The sequence below is a fragment of the Paenibacillus pseudetheri genome (genome assembly GCF_924513355.1).
Classification (GTDB): Bacteria; Bacillota; Bacilli; order Paenibacillales; family Paenibacillaceae; genus Paenibacillus_AQ; species Paenibacillus_AQ pseudetheri.
Window position 1 is genome coordinate 132855 of sequence record NZ_CAKMAB010000004.1, and the last position, 20946, is coordinate 153800.

Sequence of the window (20946 nt, forward strand, 5' to 3'; positions counted from 1 at the left end):
AAACCATACGTTATAATACAGACTTTGCTTATATTTCTTTACATTAGAGAGGACACGCTCATGTGAGTTTTAATGAGCGTAATCGCTCCGTGGAGGGGACACTATGAAAGTTGCAGAGGTCCGCCACATTTTGGATACGATTGGAGACTTGTTCCCTGATGCTCATTGCGAGCTAAATCACAGTAACGCTTTTGAATTAACGATAGCGGTACTGTTATCAGCCCAATGTACGGATGCAACGGTGAACAAAGTGACCGTGGACCTGTTCCAAAAGTACAAAGCCCCCATCGATTATATTTCTGTACCGCTGGAGGAATTGGAGGGGGATATCCGGCGCATCGGCCTATATCGTAACAAAGCTAAGCATATCCAAAGCCTATGCTCGATACTCATAGAACAGTATGGTGGCGAGGTGCCTGAGGCTCATGACTTGCTTGTAACTTTACCCGGTGTAGGTCGTAAAACTGCAAACGTAGTAGTATCCAATGCTTTTGGAGTTCCTGCCATTGCAGTGGACACGCATGTGGAGAGGGTTGCTAAACGACTTGCATTAGCAGGCTGGAAAGATTCTGTGCTGGAAGTGGAAAAGAAGCTGATGAAGGCTGTGCCACGTGACGAATGGACGATCACTCATCACCGGCTTATCTTTTTCGGACGATATCACTGCAAGGCACAGAACCCAAAATGTCAAGTTTGCCCGCTTCTTGATGTATGTCGAGAGGGCAAAAAACGTATGAAAACAGCTGTTGTCAGGAAAGCTAAAGATCATACGCCAAAAAGTTAGAGTTGAAGAAGAGGATGGGATAGAGATGAAATGCATTTCTGTATACACAGATAATTTTGAAGTGTTCTCGGATATTTTTGATCGCGTAGTGGAAAGCCCACTCGAAGAGAACGAAGAGCAAGAAGTAGAAGGTATCACGATCAGTCATTCCGGTGACGTTCCTGAACACTATTTTGAGCGTATGTCAGTGAAACCTGAGGTTGTTGTAATGAGAGATAAATCTCGTGGTTTGACTATTCTGCAGCACGGAAAAGTATTCGAAATTCTGTTGCCTGTTTCGGAAACTGCATAAATTTAGAAGTGATAAAAGGAGTCGGCCCTAGGGCTGGCTCCTTTTTTGCTTTTTACTTTTCTAGCGAAAATAGAAGAAAGATGTTTGAATAACCTCATTTCGTAAGAGATGATAGGTTATTTTGTAAGTAGTGTGTATTTAATTTGTGTCAAACTGGTGATAAACTGTAATTATTATTTATAAAAATAGGTTCTGCGTGACATCACAGAAATTACACCTGTATAAACATTTAAAAATGAGTCTGATTTCGTATTCTTGAATGGGTTATATTCAAAGCATGATTAGATGGTAACAGTGGAGGTGGAGAGTCAGTGAGAGCGGAACAGGTTAGAATCGAGAAAGAGACATTAAGTGAAACGGCATCGCTGCTTTTCCAGTTGCGTGGATTAATGCATCGCTGGGGTGATGAGGGATCTGAACGTATATATGAAGATTTACAACATAAAGAAGGTGGGAATGAACTGACCCTTGCTTTTTGCGGACATTTTTCGGCAGGAAAGTCCAGTATGATCAATCTTCTTTGCGGCAGTTCAGTGCTGCCTTCTGGACCTGTGCCGACTAGTGCGAATATTGTCTCTATTCGCAGTGGAGTTCCACGAGTGCTTATTTATCCTAGAGTTGAAGGAAGTAAAAATGATTCTGCTCCTATAGAGACAACTCCAGAAAGATTACAAGAATACTGTCGAAATGGTGGTGAATATTCCGCAATTGAAGTGTGGAATGAGATACCACTGCTAGGTAAGGATGGCGTACTATTGGATACACCTGGTGTAGATTCTACGGATGATGGTCATCAGGCGGCCACCCGCTCCGCGCTGCATTTAGCTGATGTCGTATTTTATGTAATGGATTATAACCATGTACAGTCAGAGAATAATTTGGCCTTTGCTAAAAATCTTAGTGACTGGGGTAAACCTTTGTATCTGATTGTTAATCAGATCGACAAGCACAGGGAACAAGAGATTTCCATCGAGGAATATAAACGTCAACTTGAAAATGCTTTTGAACAATGGGGGATTCATTGTGCTGGAATTCTATTCACCTCTCTCAAAAAAAAAGAGCATCCTCTTAATCATTGGGATCATCTACTCAGCCTTATAACCGAACTGTTGGAACAAAAGGAGCAGCTACTTCAATATAGCTTGTCTCGTTCCATTCATCATACAGCGGATTCTTCTCTAACTGCATTCCGTCAAGATCAGCAGGAGGAAAGAGCAGCTCTCCTTGAAGATCTAGAAGGTACGAATGCAGAGACAGTGACGAATGAACTGAAATCACTCGAAGAAGAGAAGGAACGACTTGAGGCGTTGCCTCAGCAGTCACGAGCGAGCTTGCGAACTGGCCTAGACACCTTACTTAATAATGCTAATCTAATGCCTGCAGATGTAAGAGAGGCGTCGGGAAGCTATATGGAAAGTGCTAGCCCTACGTTTCGATTAGGGTTATTCTCTACGGCTGCACGGCGGGAGAAGGAACAAAGTAAACGACTGGCAGTCTGGCAAGGACTGTTGACCCGAGAGATTTCCGCTCAGCTGGAATGGCATTTGATTCAGCTGGTACGTGATTGGGCGGAGAGTCTCGGGCTGTGGGAGGAGGAGGCGGAGACGACTCTGAAGCAAGGGTTCCCGGCGGTGAGCCAGGAGTGGCTGGCGGCTGCAGTTAAGCCGGGAACGGGGTATAGCGGTGAGGCGCTGCTCAATTTCTGCCGCACACTTTCGGCTGATATTAAGAGCCAGTTCCGCCGTGCCGCGTTAGCGGTGAGCGATGAGCTGTTAGCGAAGCTGCCACCGCTCATGGATGAGCAGCGTGCCGAACTCCATCGCCGCGAACAGGCTCTTGCGCGGCAGGCGCGCGCCGTTGACGCGCTAGCCGCGCTGGACCGCGCGGCAGCTGCCCGCGCGCACGAGCTCGCGGCGCTGCTGCCGCCGCGCCGGCCCCTCACCCCCGGCATCCTGCCGGAGGTGAGGGTAACCCCGCGTGCGGCCGCACAGAGCGCCGCACCGCGAGAGGCCCAGCCGCCGCAAAGCGCCGCGGCTGGAAGTGCCGCCGCCGCAAGTTGGGCGGCGGGAACGGCTTCGCCGGCGGGAGGCCGCCGCCGGCTATCCGCAGCCGCTGACGCGCTGGCGGCTGCGGCAGAGCTGCTGCGCCGCGAGCCAGCGATGGCATCGGCGGCGCGGAGTTTGGCCGCACGTGCAGAGGATCTCGCCGGCGGCCGCTTTACCCTTGCGCTGTTCGGTGCGTTCAGCGCGGGTAAGTCCTCCTTCGCCAACGCTTTGCTCGGCGAAGAAGTGCTGCCCGTGTCTCCACATCCCGCCACGGCTGCGGTCAACCGCATATTGGCGCCGGAAGGTGACTTTCGCCATGCTAGCGCGGTTGTCACAATGAAGACCATGGCAGATTTCTGGGATGACATCTGCCATTCCTTCAGTGTGCTGCAGCTAGGAGAACCACAGCAAAACTCATGGACAACAGTTCTAACAAACTTGCCTGCAAGGGGAGTTCATCCCTCTGCGTTGCCACATGCTGGATTTCTAAGGGCGGCAGCGGCTGGCTGGGCAGAAGCTGAGCCCTTGCTGGGAACGGTGCGAACGGTTGATTTAGAAGAATACCGAGGCCTTGTAGCGGAGGAGACCCGAGCCTGTTTTGTACAGGGGATTGATTTGTATTATGCCTGTCCATTGACCGAAAGCGGAATTGTACTAGTGGATACACCAGGAGCCGACTCATTGCATGCTCGTCATACCGGCGTAACCTTTAATTACATGAAAAATGCAGACGCGATATGTTTTGTTACCTATTACAACCACGCCTTTTCAAAAGCAGATCGAGGTCTGCTTGCGCAACTAGGCCGAATTAAAGATAGCTTTGCACTTGATAAAATGTTCTTTATTATCAATGCTTCCGATCTTGCTTCAGGCGAAGATGAATTGGAAGAGGTACGAGAGCATGTCGCTCAAAATTTACGTGCAGGTGGCTTACGCTCGCCGAGAATTTATGCACTCTCTAGCTTGCTTGCTCTGGAAGGTAAAACTCAGCATGATTATGAACGCTATGAGGCTTCCCGTTTCCATCATTTTGAGCAAGCCTTATCAAGCTTTGCGGGAGATGAACTTCCTCAGCTTTCACTTAATGCAGCTGCAGAGAGTATCGCATCTGTTCGCCGCAGGGCGGAAGAGTGGCAGAATCTCGCTTCCATGGCGGCAAACGAGCGTGAAGCAGGATTAAAAGAAATGCAAGAACGTCGTCAGTTAGCTATGAAACGGCTATCCCTTTTGGAGATAGAAGAACGTCCAAGCAGAGATCTTGTTCATGAAGGTGAGGAGCTGATCTATCATGTCTGTCAACGGATTAGCTTCTCCTTCACCAGAAATTTTCAGGAATCCTTTCACCCCTCATTACTGCGTGAGGATGCAGGAAATTTAAAAGCTATCTTCGCAGCGTGTGGTGCGGAGCTGATGCGTACCACTCAGCGTGAATTGGAGCAAGAGCTATGGGCGACAACGCTGCGATTAGAGAGTACCGGGCGCAGACTTGTTCATGAAGCGGCTGAAGCTGCTGCTACTGAACTACACTTCTCTACTCAGGAGTTTCATCTGATGGAGAATGAAGAAGCAGCATGGCCTTCTCCTAGTGAACTGGAATGCCAGCTTCAGTCCGTAGAATGGTCAACCTTATGGGGTCATTTCAAATCTCCTCGCTATTTCTTTGAAGGCGCTGGCCGGGAGCAAGTCAAAGGTGCGGCTGAGCCTCTTGTGAAAGAAGCTGTTAATGTTGCGGCGGCAGAGCAGAAGAAAAAATTGCTTGCGCATTATGTCGATTGCATAGCCAGAGAATTAAAGGTTGCTGCAGAACACCTACAAGAAGGGTTAGCGGAGCAAGAGAAAGCGATGTTAGATCTCCTTAAAGGGGGTGAATCCGCAGATCATTGGGGTCAATTAGGTCACCAATTATCTCTCTTGGAACAATCTTTCGTTGATAGATTAGACAAAAATCTTTGAAATTTGTAGGAAAATGTCGAAGAACACTTGCAATCTGGCGTATGATGGATGAAAATAAAGAAGCCTGAAAATATACAATGAAACTGTTTTGTTTTCAGAAAATTATGGAAACGAGATAGTCAAATTGCCGAAAGAGGTTGAAATCGACAATGTGGGGAGCTCCTTTTTCAGCTCAAAGCCGCAAGCTGCTGCTACTGGGCAGCGGGGAACTGGGTAAGGAAGTCATAATCGAAGCTCAACGTCTTGGCGTAGAGACCGTAGCTGTAGACCGTTATAGCGATGCACCAGCGATGGGTGTAGCTCATCGTTCACATGTTATTGATATGCTGGATGCAGAGGCGCTTAAAACGCTTATTCGCTCAGAAAAACCGGATGTTATTGTTCCGGAGATTGAAGCAATCGCTACTCATGCTCTTCAAGAGCTTGAAGAGGAAGGTTTCTTCGTTGTTCCGACCGCACGAGCGGCTCGTCTGACCATGGACAGAGAAGGCATTCGCCGACTTGCTGCTGAAGAACTTGAATTGCCAACAGCGGATTATCGTTTTGCAGATAGTCTGGAAGAACTGCATCAAGCCGTTGCAGAACTAGGCACTCCTTGTGTCATCAAGCCGATTATGAGTTCTTCCGGCAAAGGTCAGAGTGTTTGCAAAAGACCGGAGGATGCGGAAGAATGCTGGAACACTGCTTTTGATGGAGCGAGAGCTAAAGGGACCCGTGTTATCGTAGAGGCATTCGTTACCTTTGAAAGCGAGATTACACTTTTAACGGTGCGGTCCGTGTCTGGCACGATATTTTGTCCACCTATTGGGCATATTCAGAAGGACGGGGATTATGTCGAATCATGGCAGCCTCACTTTATGAAGGCGGAACTTCTGGATGAAGCTCAGTCTATTGCCAAGGCAGTTACCGATCAGCTCGGGGGTTTTGGTATTTTTGGAGTGGAGCTTTTCTTGACGGATCGAGGCGTATTGTTTAGTGAAGTGTCCCCTAGACCTCATGATACGGGGATGGTAACGATGGCAACGCAGGATTTATCTCAATTTGCAGTGCATGTCAGAGCTATTCTTGGTTTTCCAGTCCAGTCAGTACAATTACTGACACCAGGTGCCTCAGCTACGCTGAAGGCTGAAGGAGAAGGACGAGCTTTTGTTGTGACCGGAATTGGTGAAGCTTTGGAACTACCTAGGACTCAGGTTCGGGTGTTTGGTAAACCAGAAGTCCGTCCAGGGCGGCGGATGGCTGTAGCGTTAAGTGCGGCAGAAAATGTGGAAATCGCGCGGACGGTAGCCAAGCAGGCAGCGTCTATGCTAAAAGTGGAGGTAAATGAGGATGAACAGTAGTACCATGGCACCTGTACTGGAAATTCGCAAATGCGGCTTGAATGATCTGGAGAGAGTGACAGCGCTTCTGCGTGAATTCGGCTATCCAACAACGCTTAGCGTGATGAAAGAGAGACTTGAAAGCATGGAGAATAACCATCTTGAGTGCACGCTTGTTGCAGAACTAAACAATGAAGTTGTGGGAATGGTCGGTCTTAGACAAGTTATCTCGTATTACAAACAGACAGATTGTATCACTGAGATTACTGCACTTATCGTATCAGAAGAACTCAGAGGAAACGGACTCGGTAAAAGACTTGTGGCCGCAGCAGAAGAATGGGCACGTGAGCAAGGTTGCTGTCAGCTCTTCTTGAGAAGTGGTAACCGCGTAGAGCGCGCACCGGCACATTCTTTTTATCGTCATCTAGGTTTCGAAAAGACAGCAGGCTATCGCTTTAACAAAGCGTTGTTATAATACTTATAGGTTCCGATCATCCCCATCCCAGCTACGGCGGGATGGTTTTTTTTTGCTCAAAATCTATTTAAATAACTTAACCATAGATGGAATAGTTTGAATCATATAGAATGAATTTTATGACAGTTAAATAAATCGTTTCTAAAGAGGGATGAGAAATGTACAAGCTAATTCTTGCTGAAGATGAAGAAGATGTTAGAGAAGGGGTCATCAGTCAGATTGATTGGGAGGACTATGGCTTCGAAATTGTAGAACAGGCGGAGAATGGACGAGAGGCAGCGGATGCGATTGATCGTCTGCTCCCGGATGTAGTTGTGACTGATATTCAAATGCCTTTTATGAACGGGCTGCAGCTGGCGGAATGGATTCGCGAGCGGCATCCTAATACCAAGATCATTATTCTGACAGGGTATGATGAATTTGAATATGCACAGAAGGCGATTAAACTGCAAATCGATGAGTATATTTTGAAACCGTTTTCTTCACAGGAGTTGATTGATGTTCTGCTAAAGGTCAGAGCCACTATAGAGGCTGAAATCGCAGAGAAAGAGAATGTTTTTGTACTCAGTGAACATTATCGGAAAAGTCTGCCTGTGCTGCGTGAACAGTTTTTATCGTCACTCGTTTCACGCAAGTTACGAATGAATGAAATAGACGAGAAAAGTTCGGAATACGGAATAGATCTACATGGGAAATGGTTCCAAGCCTCGGTAATTAGTGTGGATTATATTCGTCCAGAGCGGGAAACGGTTAGCCTTACTGCAGGTGAGCAAATTTCTTTACGAGACACGGGAGAGAGAAATTTACAGCTATTTGCTGTGCTGAATATTGCAGAAGAATTATGTAATAAGCATAATTTCGGCAGGGTGTTTATCCATCGTGATGAGGTAGTGCTCCTTTCAATTTGTGATGCAAGTGAAGAAGCTGAAATTACAGGGAAGACCTTTGAGATACTAGAAGAAATACGCCACAATGTGCAGCGGTTTCTTAAGCTAACGGTAACCGCTGGTTCTGGAACGGTTTGTCACTCGCCTGCTATGCTATTTAACTCCTTTGGAGATGCCATGCAAGCGTTAGATTATCGTCTCATTCTTGGCAATAACAGAGTCATTTGGATCGAGGATGTGGAGTCACGTTCGAATACACTTTTGGCCTATGATGAATTGACCCAGCAGTCCTTAATCCGAACGATTAAGATGGGAACCGTACAGGAGCTTAAGGAGGTCGTGGAGGAGTTATTTGGCGGATTGAATGCTGAGCAGGTATCTACTCAGGACTATCAGATTTTTTTGCTGGAGATTATTACATCCATCCTGCGTGTAGCCAAAGAGTCCGGTAGTGATGCTGCTAAGTTCGTTGGATCTGGCATTTCCTCATTAACTGAGATGAATAAATTCAATAGTATGAGTGAAGCCAAGCAATGGATTATTACGATCTGCAGCCGACTAATGGACTCCATTGCCTTAGAACGCCAATCTAGCTATAAGCTGCTCATTGATGAAGCTAAAGATTACATCCGTAGCCATTATGAGGAATCGGATATTTCTATCGGAAAGGTCTGTCAGCATTTACATATCAGTACGGGCTATTTTAGCAGTATTTTTAAGAAGGAAATGAAGATGACTTTCGTTAGTTATCTCTTGCAAATCCGATTAGAGGCAGCAAAGGAACTTTTACGCTCCACGGAACTGAAGGCTTTTGAAATTGCCGAGAAAATTGGCTTTGCTGATCCTAACTATTTCAGCTTTTGCTTCCGTAAAAAATATGGTCAGTCTCCCAAAGAGTATAAAAATAGCTCCAGAGGAGGGTAGTTATGCGGCAAGAAAAGCCCTATTTTTTTCGACTGCGGCCGCAGCATCCAACAGGGGGGAAACGTCGATTGTCCTCTAAGCTGCGTAGTATTCAAGTAACGATTACGCTCACTTTTACATCCGTTGCCGTTCTTGTAGCCGTCGTTGTCAGCCTTATGCTGTATAACAAGTTCGCGAAGACAGCAGAAGAGAATGCCAATATGAATATGCAGCAGATTATTGAGCAAGTGAATTACAATTTGGGGATTTATGTTAAAGGAATGCGAAATATTTTTGAAACCGCAGAAGATCAAATTACGAATAGCCCCTCCGTGGACTCCGCTTTACTGATGGAAAGAATGGCTATGTTAATGGGAAGTAGAGAGGATCTGGTTTCTGCAGCAGTTTTTACACCACAGGGGAAATACGTCGTGGGTACAGCAGGACAGAAACTTCGCAGCAACACACAGTTAGAAACCCAGAGTTGGTTTACTACGGCCAAAAAAACATCTGAGATCTCTTACTCAGCGCCCCATATTCAGAACTTGTTTAAAGGTCAATATATATGGGTCGTGTCCATCAGTAAACTCATTCAATATCAGGAGAAGGGTGAACTAAAAACGGGTATCCTCCTGATGGATTTTAATTTTCGCACCATAGATGAGCTGAGTAAGCAGGTTAAGCTTGGTAAAAGAGGATACGCTTACATCCTCGATCAGTTAGGCAACATCGTATATCATCCGCAGCAGCAGCTTATTTATGCTGGCTTAAAGTATGAAAATGTGGAGCCGGTACTGGAATATGCTTATCGCAGCTATTTGGATGAGTCTACAGGTGAAAAACGTTTTATCACAGTACGTACACTAGAACAGACCGGATGGAAAATAGTAGGCGTTGCTTATTATGATGAGATTGTGACCACTAAGCGGGATCTGAACACCTTTTTGTCCTGGTTCTTAGCGGTAGTTATTTTATGTGTAATTATCGTATCCGTCTTTTTATCTGCGCGAATTGCCCGCCCGATCCGTAAGCTGGAACGGACACTTCAGCAGGTAGGAGAAGGGGATCTTAATACTCGAATCGATGTGAGCGGTGCGTATGAGGTGGAACAGTTGTCTAAACGCTTTAACCTCATGCTGCAGCGTATCCGTCAATTGATGGATCAAATTATTTATGAACAAGAGACGAAACGTAAGGGTGAGCTTGAAGTTCTGCAATCCCAGATTAATCCACACTTCTTGTACAATACTTTGAACTCTGTGATCCGACTTGCTGAGCGTGGTAAGACGGAGGAGGTCGTTACAATGATTCAGTCTTTATCTAAGTTTTTCCGAATTAGTCTAAGCAAAGGGAATAATATGATTACTGTGCAGGAAGAGCTTGATCATATTCGTCATTATCTCGTCATTCAGAGCTTTCGTTTTAAAAATAAATTCCGCTACGAGATCATTGCACAGGATGAAGTACTGCAGTGTCAGACGATTAAGCTGATTTTGCAGCCGATTGTAGAGAATGCCTTGTATCACGGAATAGAAATGATGCCTGATGAAGGCTTTATCTCGATCCAAGCAGAACTGAAGGACAATCTTGTCATTATAAGGATTAGTGATAATGGATTAGGAATGTCCAAGGAGACTATGAAGGTTATTTTGACAGGCGGCAGTAAGAGTATGAGTGGTTCCGGGGTAGGCGTAAGAAATGTGAACGAGCGTATTGAGTTGTACTATGGCCGTGAATATGGACTTTCTTTTGAAAGTGAAATTGAAGAAGGCACTACGGTTACCCTTATCTTCCCGGCACTAGCAAAAGGCGAAGGCAATGAAGGGCTTAAGGAGGATGAGACATCGTCATGAAAACCTTTCGTTTTTGGCTAACTTTGTTAATGTGTGCGGTGTTATGGACTACAGTTACCTCTTGTTTTAATTCAGCGCCCAATTACATCAATACAAATAAGACCCGTAATATTCATCTTATTGTGAAAATGAACAGGGGCGATTACTGGAATACGGTTAAATTGGGAGCAGAAGCTGCAGCGCAGGAATTCAACGTCAAACTAACCTTTAAAGCTCCGGACTCCGAGAGTGACATCACAGAACAGGTGAAGATGGTGCAGGACTCCATAAAAGAAAAAGCAGACGTGATTATTTTAGCTGCAAGTAGTTACATGGGGCTTGCTCAGGTTGTAGATCAGGCGGCTTATTCCAAAATCCCTGTCATATCCGTAGATGCGGAAGTAGGTTCAGCAAGAGTAAGGACATATATTGGCTCGAACGGCTATGAGGCAGGTCAAAAATCTGCAGAACGATTGATCAAGCTGTTAAAAGGATACGGCGAGGTGGGCATTATTAACTTCACCAATTCAACACAGAGTGAGGAGCTGGAGTCTTCTAACGGCATTGAGTATGGTGCGAGAGACGCGGAGGAGCGGGAGAAGGGATTTTTAAATTACACTGCACGTTATCCGAATATACAAGTGGTTGAGATTTCATACACGACCTCCAGTATTAAGGATGCAGAAGATCTTACACAACTGATGCTGCTGAAGCATCCGAATCTTCGAGGAATCGCGAGCCTGAATGAGACTGCTTCACAAGGGGCAGCTATGGCTATCCAAAGTCGGGGGTTACAAAATATTAAAATGGTTGCCTTTGATAGCTCCCCCTCCATGATGGAATTGCTGCAGGATGGTACTGTTCAAGCAACAGTGATCCAAAATCCTTTTAGTAACGGGTATTTGGCTGTAAAACATGCCGTTGAAGTGATCGAAGGAATCGATGTACCAGAACGCGTCGATACAGGAACAAAGCTAATTGATTTGGACAATATGTTGTGGCCTGAGAATCAAAAGCTGTTATTTCCGTTTGTTAGATAGGAGCTGTTTTAAAATAGGCACCGAAGGCGTTTATGCTTATACGTTTCGTGTAACGGATACCATCCTTGAATGGGGCGGTATTCGTTTTTTATTTTAGAATATAAGAAAGTATAAATATTTAATGAAAATCATCCTTATATTTCTTCTTGGGTTCATTAGAATTTTTATAGTAATGAGTAGGATTTTATATTCGCAAGCGTTTTCAGGTGATGCATAATATGGATGTACCCGAGACGATCAGGGGCAAACAAAAAAAGAAGTATAAATAGGAGGTCAATGAATAATGAAAAAAATCACTTCCGTTCTATTAGCTAGTGCTTTGCTGGGTGCTGCTCTGACAGGCTGTGGTGGCAACAACAAAACTACAGATAGTGCTACAGACAAGGCAACTAACGCTCCAAAGACTGAGAACTCGGGCACTACAACAGAAACGCCTAAAGTTGGGGTCGCCATTTACAAATTTGACGATACTTTTATGACAGGTGTTCGTAACGCTATCGATAGTGCTGCTAAAGGCATCGCTACAGTAGATATCGTAGATAGCCAAAATTCACAACCAACACAAAATGACAAGGTTGACTTATTCATCACTAAAAAATATAACGGGATGCTGATTAACCCAGTTGACCGTACAGCTGCTGGCGTCATTATCGAAAAAGCAAAAACAGCAAACATTCCAGTGGTATTCCTTAACCGCGAACCGCTTCCTGAAGATATGAAGAAATGGGATAAAGTTTATTATGTAGGTGCGAAAGCAGAAGAGTCTGGTACAATGTCCGGCCAACTGATTGTTGACTACTGGAAAGCACATCCTGAAGCGGATAAGAACGGCGATGGAGTTCTCCAATATGTAATGTTGAAAGGTGAACCAGGACACCAAGATGCTGAGCTTCGTACTACTTATTCTATCCAAGCTATCGAAGATGCAGGAATCAAGGTAGAGAAACTGGCTGAAGATACAGCAATGTGGGATCGCGTAAAAGGACAAGAAAAAATGGCTGCATTCCTGGGCTCCCACGGTGACAAAATTGAAGCTGTTCTTGCTAACAACGATGATATGGCCCTCGGTGCAATCGAAGCTCTGAAAGCTTCAGGCTATTTTACGGGTGACAAATTCATGCCGGTAGTAGGTGTGGATGCAACTGCTCCTGCGATTCAAGCGTTGGAAGATGGAACAATGCTTGGAACGGTGCTGAATGATGCAAATAACCAAGGTAAAGCGGCTATCACAGTTGCTGCTTTGCTTGCTAAAGGCGAAACGCCTACGAAAGATAATGTAGGTTTTGATATCACTGATAACCAATACGTGTGGATTTCCTACAAAAAGATTACGAAAGACAACATAGCTGACGCTAAGTAATTAACCTCGGCTACAGAGTTACTGATGATCATATGACAGCACGGGGAGCGGATAACCGCTCCTCGGTATTTCTTTTAGGCAGGGAACAGGATGGAACCGCTGTGCCTCTCATAAAAAAGAAAAAAAGCGTAGGGGGCGTAACAACATGGAAAAAGCTGAGTTTTTGCTGGAAATGAACAACATTACTAAAGAATTCCCCGGCGTCAAAGCGCTGGATGATGTTAGTTTAAAGGTCAGACCGGGTTCGGTGCATGCCCTTATGGGCGAGAATGGTGCAGGTAAGTCCACACTTATGAAATGTCTTTTTGGTATTTATTCACCGGATGCCGGTGAGATCTTTTTGGATGGTGAGAAGGCTTCTATCAGCAGTTCAAATGATGCTTTAAAAAGTGGTATTTCGATGATTCACCAGGAGCTGCATCCCGTGCCGTTCCGAAGTGTTATGGAGAATATCTGGCTAGGACGTTTTCCAACGAAGGGAATCGGACCGATTCAGTTTATCGACCATAAGAAAATGTACACTGACACGGAAAGTTTGTTTAAAGATCTGGATATCGATCTGAATCCCGAAACATTAGTGGGTATGCTGTCCGTATCCAAAATCCAATCCATTGAAATTGCGAAGGCTGTCTCTTTTCACTCCCGAGTTATTGTAATGGATGAACCCACTTCTTCTCTAACCAGTGTGGAGGTGGAACATTTATTCCGGATCATACGGGATCTCAGAAGTAGAGGCGTAGCTATTATCTATATATCTCACAAAATGGAAGAGATTCTTGCAATCTCTGACGAAGTTACTATTATGCGTGACGGTAAAAAAATTGGTACTTGGCCAGCGGAAGAATTAACTACAGATCTTATCATTTCCAAAATGGTGGGCCGCGAATTGACCAGCCGTTTCCCTGAACGCTTCAACGTACCTGGTGAAGTATACATGAAAGTGGAAGGCTTAACCTCTCCGGAGGAAAGATCTTTTAAAGATGTGTCTTTCGAATTAAGACGTGGAGAGGTCCTTGGTATCGGGGGTCTGGTAGGTGCCCAGAGAACTGAGGTAATTGAGGCGTTGTTCGGTCTGCGAGCCTTGAAATCGGGAAAAATCTCTATTAAAGGCAAGGATGTTACTATTAATTCTCCGAAAGATGCTAAGAAACACGGAATGGCTCTGCTTACCGAAGAGCGTCGTGTAACAGGCATATTTCCAGTCTTGTCTGTTCATGAGAATGGTGCGATTGCTAATCTACATCGTTATCAAAAACCGTATCTCCTGCTGAATAGCAAGAAGAAAAAAGTTGAAGTAGATAAAATGATTGAAAAATTACGAACTAAAACACCTACAACTAAAACGCTAATCATGAATCTTTCTGGTGGTAATCAGCAAAAGGTGCTACTCGCCAGATGGCTGCTTACTGAGCCCGAAATCCTGCTTCTGGACGAGCCGACCCGTGGTATCGACGTAGGGGCTAAATTCGAGATTTACTCCATAATTGCCGACTTGGCCCAGCAAGGGAAGAGTATCATTATGATCTCCTCTGAAATGCCGGAGCTGCTCGGAATGTCTGACCGTGTAATGGTCATGTCGGAAGGACGGCTTACAGGAATATTAGAAGGCGAGCAAGCTACGGAAACCGAAGTTATGCGTCTCGCTGCACAGCATTAAGGAGTATGGATAGGAGAATATGCTTGCGTAATTTTAAGGGGGATCACTACTAATGAACGTTAAAAAAGCTCAATCCTTTGTGACTCAAAACGCAATTTACATCGTGCTGGTACTGCTGATTATGGGGATCATCATATACGATCCAAACTTTATGTCCATCAACACCCTGCGTGACGTACTGATTCAGTCGTCTACACGCGTTATCATCGCACTTGGGGTTGCCTTTATCCTTATTACGGCAGGTACTGACTTGTCCGCTGGACGGGTGGTTGGTTTTACGGCAGTTATCTCCGCTTCGATGCTGCAAATCCCAGACTATTCCCGTCGTTTTTTTCCAGATCTTCCGCAAGTGGAAGTAATCCTTCCTATAGCAATTGCTATCATTGCTGGTCTTCTCTGTGGACTTATAAATGGTATTGTCGTTTCCAAGCTTCACGTTCCGCCATTTATCGCTACCCTGGGTACAATGCTCATCGTGTACGGGCTGAACTCCTTGTACTTTGATATGGACCCGAACCAATCCCAGCCAATCGGCGGTCTGCGTCCTGATTTCACCAAGATCGGCTCGGGCTTCATCGGGAGCGGCCAATATTCAATCCCCTATATCGTGCTGATAGCCCTGGCGGTCGCCGCCATTGTGTGGGTGGTATTCAATAAAACCAAGCTGGGTAAGAACATGTATGCGATTGGCGGAAATATGCAGGCAGCTAAAGTATCCGGTATCGATGTTTCCAAGAACCTGATTTATATCTATGCTATTGCTGGTGCACTTTATGGTCTGGCTGGTGTTCTGGAAGCTGCTAGAACAGGTGGAGCAACTAATAACTACGGTAACATGTATGAGCTTGATGCCATTGCAGCTTGTGTAGTTGGTGGTGTATCTACAACCGGGGGTATCGGTACTGTGCCGGGTGTTCTAGTGGGGGTTATCATCTTTACTCTCATTAACTACGGTCTGACCTTTATCGGCATCAGCCCGTACTATCAATTGATTATCAAAGGTTTGATTATTATAGCCGCAGTCGCATTTGATATGCGGAAGTACTCTTCGAAGAAGTAGCAGCGTGGTGATCGTTTGATGATCGCGTAGTTAGGGGTTAACTCCAGGGAATACTGGGCTTACGAACGCTGTTGTTCTCAGATTCCTAGATTGATACCGCGTTAGCCCCGCTACCTATATCACCTCGCTGGGGTAGGGCAGAAGAAGCGTTTGCTAGTTATCGCAAACGCTTTTTGGCATGTCTGTTTCTATGGCTTCGCTTCGAAAAAATGACAGGTAAAAACAAACAATACACTGTCACAAATAAAACTGCAATAATCAAAACTGCCGCAACTACACTGCTATAACTAACATCGTCGCAACCAACATCACTATATCCAATACCGCTACAACAACATCGTGCGAACACCTTCGCCTACTGCCGCCAGTAATCCTATAGCGACTTAGCCACATCTAAGACCAACTTATATTACTTGCAGACACTTCACTTGTTTTTGTTTGAAATGTGGCAAAAGAACGGTAAAAATCCCGTAGAAGCGGCTGAATTGAGTTATTTGAAGCAGGTGCATGAAGAAACAAGGGTATAAATACCCCAGAAATAGCTGAAACGAGTCATTATAGAAGAATAAAGAGTAAATACCCCAGAAATAGCTGAAACGAGTCAATGTGGAAGAATGAAGGGCATAAATGCTCTAGAATTAACCGATAGGAGCTACGTGAAGGATTAAGAGGTATCACAGCCTTGGATTCGTGGTGAGACTGAATTGACGAAAAACGTTAATAGCAGCTGAAAGAACGGCAGGATAGCGTGCAAGCGGTAGCATTCGTTCTTATCTCTATACTTTAATGCGTGTGTGTTACAAATCAATAAATTTGGAGACAACAGCGATAGGAGCAACGTTTCGTTCGCTGAGCGAACGCCCAGCACAAACCGCCATCCTCAACCACACTCCCTTATTAACTAAACAGCTCCTACGTTACTCCATACCCCGCTCCAAGTACGCTTCGACTTAGCCCCCGAAAATCTCCCCGCCTCGCCTTGTCATAACCTCTGCATCCCACGAACCCGTGACTCCCCTACGGCCCGTTCCATATTCAAGCGCATCCCACAAATCCCAGGAGTCACACGAATCCCCGCACTATCACATCCCCCGTCACCTGCCATAACTACCAGTCATTTCCCCCGCCCAACTCGCTTGAAACGTTTTCAACTTTCTCCCACATCTCAAAGATCAAAATCACATAAACCAACATTCTCCCATATTCTATAGGCAAATGCCTTTGTTAAAGGGGAGCGACTGGATGTTAAGGATTAGATTGAATGAGCTGGGGAAAGGGAATGACAATGGTCCGTTGCAAGCGGATGTATGGAGATGGGACGGCATTGGCTGGAACGAATATATTACGCAGCAAGAAGAAGATTTCATACGTACAGAAGAGGAGCTATTCGTTACGATCCCAGCAGAGGCGGGATTATATCGTGTAGACTACTCTAATAAGCCTTATGAGACGCCGTATGTATTACCGGAGTGGGTGGACGACGAATTAAGGAATACTGGATTACATCCGGCGCCTTTTAATCTTAAAGAGGGCACGCTCTGGGGATATATTAACGACGAAGGTCGTACTCAGATTGAACCTAGATACGAATATGCTGAGGATTTTCAGAAGAATGGGCTAGCCATTGTACAACGAAAAAACAGTAGCGGACTGATCGACAGCTCTGGACGGGAGCGGGTGAAGCCCATTTACTCATTCATTGCGCCTTTTTCGGAAGGACGCGCAGTAGTATCAGATGCGAAAGGGTACACATTTATCGATGAAAAAGGTAAAGAGGTGACTCCAGCCCGTTATGATTATCTAAACTCATTGCATGAGGGACTTGCATTATTTTCGAAACAAAATACAACGGGTGGTCCATCACTATATGGGTATGTAGATGCGCAAGGCAAAGAGGTTTTGCCTGCAATTTATGTGGACGCCAATGATTTCATGAATGGTGTGGCTTTGGTCAAGATTAAAGAGGGGGAGTACGCACTCATTGATCCTGAAGGGAAGATTCTCTATACGTACAATCATCCATTCGTAGGGAGTCCGGGTGATGGGCTGCTCTCCTATCAAGCGACTGAGAACGGTAAGTATGGCTATTTAAACACGGATGGAACAGTAGCTATTCAGCCACAATTCACTTCTGCCTTACCTTTCTCGGAGGGGCGTGCAGTGGTGAATACTGCTGAGAACTATGGCAACGCCTACGGGCTGATTGATAAACAAGGAAAAATGATCATCCCCGCGAAATATTATGAAGTCCTGCAGCTCGGTGAAGGCAGAGCAGCTATAGGAACACCAATATTCCCTAGTCAACCTTATCGAGGCTCACGTTACATTATCGCTGATGCAGAGACAGGAGCGATTCTGAGCAATCACACCCTGCTTGGTGTGAATAATTATCAGGACGGACTGGCGTCTGTGTATGATGCTAAGGAGACTTTTTTTATAGATCGAACTGGAAAAAGAGCAGCTCAGCCTCCAGTTATTCAAGGGTCTGGAACACTTACCCTCAGTGGACGCCTAATTAGAGCAGATATAGATCAACGTATAGCTTATTACGATCGTCAAGGGAAGCAGATTTGGAGGCAAAATGGAGTCATCCCACTGAGACCTCCATATTCCGTAGTCGAGAAGAAGTACAAACCGAACAGGGATTATCTGGTTTACTATCCGGTTGTTGAGGGGATTGCAAGTGCGGAAGTTTCTAGAGAGGTTAATGATAAGTTACGGAAGCTTTCGCTAGTCGAAGACCCAGGTAGTAATGGAGCAACACAGGATTACAGTTATAATGGTGATTTTTCAGTGTCCTTTTTCCGCAAAAACCTTCTAGTGCTGGAGTTAACGGGTTACCGTTATCCTTTTGGAGCAGCCCATGGCATGCCTACCAAAATCTATACACATACTAATTTACGTAACGGAAGGTTCTATAAGCTAGGTGATTTGTTCAAGCCAGGAAGTAGATACGTGGAGAAGCTCAGTAAAATCGTGGGTAAGCAGATTGAGAACGATCCTGAGTACTCCTATGTTTTTCCGGATACGTACAAAGGTATTACCTCGGATCAGCCTTTCTTTGTAGATAATGAAGCATTGTATCTTTATTTCGCACCTTATGAGATTGCTCCTTATTCTGCGGGTTTTCCTACTTTCCGTATTCCTTATGCAGAAATTATGGGACTTATCTCTACTGAGGGAGAATTTTGGCAGTCGTTTCACTAGTTACCTGATATCCATAAGCACACAGAAGTTGCTATTCTCTCGAGAATGGCGACTTTTTTTGCTTTTTAACGTCAATATCGAATGTATTCATGCTCAGGAAACTTACAATCAAGACTATTAAATGTTAAAAATTAGAAGAGCACAGCTGATAGATTTATGCTACAATGACTGAGGAACAAATTACAACTTTGTAACATTTGTAGCTGGTCACTCTAAGCAGGAGCATATATTACACACAAGAAAGAGGAGATGGCAGAATGAAGAATAAGAGATTAAGAGCAATTATTGGTGGTAGTGTAGCAGCTGTTATGGCACTTAGTATTTCTCTTCCACTCGAAGCGAATGCAGCCTCAACTGAAGTAACAGTAATTAAATCAGGTACTAGCTATGAGCAAGTTTTACAATATTTAAAACAAGCTAACCTACAGGGATTCCCTATTTTTAATAGTACAATCGTGGTGTCCAAACCTCAAACAGGAACGGTTCCAAACAAAGATACATCCACCGGGACTCCGGTTACAAAGCCTTCGGATACGACTACTGTAACAAAACCTGTGACTAAACCTACAGAAACTACACCTAGTACAGGTGCTGCGAGCAATAAAGGAACTTATGTTCAACAGATCGTAACGTTGGTAAATAAAGAGCGTGCAGCAGCTGGTCTGAAGCCTGTTGCTGGATTGGACAGCCTTCATAAAGTAGCAGCTACAAAAGCTACGGATATGCGTACTAATAACTATTTTTCACACACCTCACCTACGTATGGTTCACCATTCGATATGATGAAATCCTTTGGGATCACTTATAACGCTGCAGGCGAGAACATCGCTATGGGTCAAAAAACACCAGAAGAAGTAATGAAAGCATGGATGAATAGTGCTGGCCACCGCGCTAATATTTTGAATGCTAACTTCAATTATATCGGTGTAGGTTATGACAATAACTATTGGGTTCAAGAATTTATTGGTAAATAATTGAAAATATTGTTACTGGAATCAAACGTTCTCCGATGAAAATCGGGGAACGTTTTTTTGTGCCCAAACTTTAATCACTAAATTTTTTTGAGAATTTTCGTATTCATATTTGTGTTAAATAAGCGGAGTAGCTGGATTTATTTCTATTTTAGGCATTTGCAAAACCGGTATGGAAGATTTATGTTTATGTACATAGTTAAGATCTTTGTAAAATGTGGAACAATACATAATAGAACGGCACACGGAGGGATGGCTTTGAATGATTCAAAGTGGACATGGCGCACGGTTAGCCTGATTTCCATAGTAACAACAATAATTCTAATTGTAGGTTTAGTTTATGCGGTCAGAGACATCATCTATCCGGTTGGAGAAGCGTCAGGGACCAACTTACCTCAGCAAACAGCCGCTCCAGCGACGGAGACGGTTAAGAAGCTCAAAGTTGTTGCTCTCGGAGATTCGCTAGCCAAGGGAACTGGTGATAACACCGGAGAAGGATTTGTTAAGCGTACGGTTAGTGGTTTATCCGCTAAAGGTGTCGAAGTTGATTTACTAGGTAATATGGGAATTAATGGTTTAACAACTGCAGGACTGCAAAGCAAGCTGGATGAAGATGGTGTAGATTACGCGCTGCATATGGCGAATGTCATTCTGCTCTCGATCGGAGGGAATGATTTATTCAAGGACTCCAATATTTTGCAGAATAGTGGCGCACTTCAAAGTGAATCCACGACCGATCAAGAGCTGACTCCAGAGTCTTTGCTAGCAGCCCTTCCAGAAGCAGTAGGAATTCTAGGTAAGATTCTGGAGAAAGTCACGGAAATCAATCCAAATGCTCAAATTTATTATATGGGGCTATACAACCCCTTTGGAGATATACCAGATCTACTTGTACCAGGTAATCAGGCGGTTGCGAAGTGGAATAATGCAGCAATGGATATTATTAATAAGCACAGCAATATGACATTGGTTCCAACCTTCGACTTGTTTAACAAGCATTTGGACAAATACTTATCAACGGATCATTTTCATCCGAATGGGGATGGCTATCAGCGAATCGGAGAGCGGTTCATTCAGGCTATACACTAGAACACAAGTGAGAGCCAGCTATCTAAGAAAGATGAACTAGCCGAGGAAATGACAGTAACAAGGAGCTAAGGG

Annotated in this window: 14 protein-coding genes; all 14 read left to right on the forward strand. The window is 44.7% G+C overall.

What is annotated here, in order from left to right:
* Positions 1–103 precede the first annotated feature (103 nt).
* On the forward strand, positions 104–784 hold the full coding sequence (gene nth / locus L1028_RS05045) for an endonuclease III (protein WP_042190074.1): 681 nt from the start codon (positions 104–106) through the stop codon (positions 782–784).
* 25 nt (positions 785–809) lie between these two features.
* Entirely contained in the window at positions 810–1076 is a 267-nt protein-coding gene (locus tag L1028_RS05050; protein ID WP_042129455.1) for a hypothetical protein, read from the forward strand.
* Between the two features lie 311 nt (positions 1077–1387).
* Positions 1388–5074: a dynamin family protein gene (locus L1028_RS05055; RefSeq protein WP_234532024.1), complete on the forward strand. Its 3687-nt coding sequence runs from the start codon at positions 1388–1390 to the stop codon at positions 5072–5074.
* A gap of 149 nt (positions 5075–5223) precedes the next feature.
* Positions 5224–6414 carry a formate-dependent phosphoribosylglycinamide formyltransferase gene (gene purT / locus L1028_RS05060; RefSeq protein ID WP_234532241.1) on the forward strand — a complete coding sequence of 397 codons (1191 nt, stop codon included), beginning with the start codon at positions 5224–5226 and terminating at the stop codon, positions 6412–6414.
* Positions 6404–6868 (forward strand): GNAT family N-acetyltransferase, encoded by a 465-nt coding sequence (locus L1028_RS05065; RefSeq protein ID WP_234532026.1) that lies wholly within the window; start codon positions 6404–6406, stop codon positions 6866–6868. The genes purT and L1028_RS05065 overlap by 11 nt, the downstream gene beginning before the upstream one ends.
* A gap of 158 nt (positions 6869–7026) precedes the next feature.
* Positions 7027–8679 (forward strand): response regulator, encoded by a 1653-nt coding sequence (locus L1028_RS05070; RefSeq protein ID WP_234532028.1) that lies wholly within the window; start codon positions 7027–7029, stop codon positions 8677–8679.
* 2 nt (positions 8680–8681) lie between these two features.
* Complete coding sequence (locus tag L1028_RS05075) at positions 8682–10511, forward strand: sensor histidine kinase (protein WP_234532030.1); 1830 nt, start codon at positions 8682–8684, stop codon at positions 10509–10511.
* Positions 10508–11530, forward strand: coding sequence for a substrate-binding domain-containing protein (locus tag L1028_RS05080; RefSeq protein WP_234532032.1), 1023 nt, complete (start codon positions 10508–10510; stop codon positions 11528–11530). The genes L1028_RS05075 and L1028_RS05080 overlap by 4 nt, the downstream gene beginning before the upstream one ends.
* Before the next feature lie 283 nt (positions 11531–11813).
* The gene (locus tag L1028_RS05085; protein WP_143759461.1) at positions 11814–12890 is read left to right on the forward strand and encodes a galactose ABC transporter substrate-binding protein; all 1077 of its coding nucleotides are present in this window, start codon (positions 11814–11816) and stop codon (positions 12888–12890) included.
* Positions 12891–13035: 145 nt separating this feature from the next.
* A complete protein-coding gene (locus L1028_RS05090; protein WP_234532035.1) occupies positions 13036–14547 on the forward strand; it encodes a sugar ABC transporter ATP-binding protein in 1512 nt (503 codons plus the stop codon).
* A 52-nt stretch (positions 14548–14599) separates the two neighbouring features.
* Positions 14600–15607, forward strand: a complete 1008-nt coding sequence (gene mglC, locus L1028_RS05095) for a galactose/methyl galactoside ABC transporter permease MglC (protein ID WP_076284599.1) — start codon at positions 14600–14602, stop codon at positions 15605–15607.
* Between the two features lie 1242 nt (positions 15608–16849).
* Positions 16850–18814: a WG repeat-containing protein gene (locus L1028_RS05100; protein ID WP_234532037.1), complete on the forward strand. Its 1965-nt coding sequence runs from the start codon at positions 16850–16852 to the stop codon at positions 18812–18814.
* A 257-nt stretch (positions 18815–19071) separates the two neighbouring features.
* Entirely contained in the window at positions 19072–19788 is a 717-nt protein-coding gene (locus L1028_RS05105) for a CAP domain-containing protein (RefSeq protein ID WP_234532039.1), read from the forward strand.
* A gap of 255 nt (positions 19789–20043) precedes the next feature.
* Positions 20044–20874 carry a GDSL-type esterase/lipase family protein gene (locus L1028_RS05110; protein WP_234532049.1) on the forward strand — a complete coding sequence of 277 codons (831 nt, stop codon included), beginning with the start codon at positions 20044–20046 and terminating at the stop codon, positions 20872–20874.
* The last annotated feature ends 72 nt before the right edge of the window (positions 20875–20946 follow it).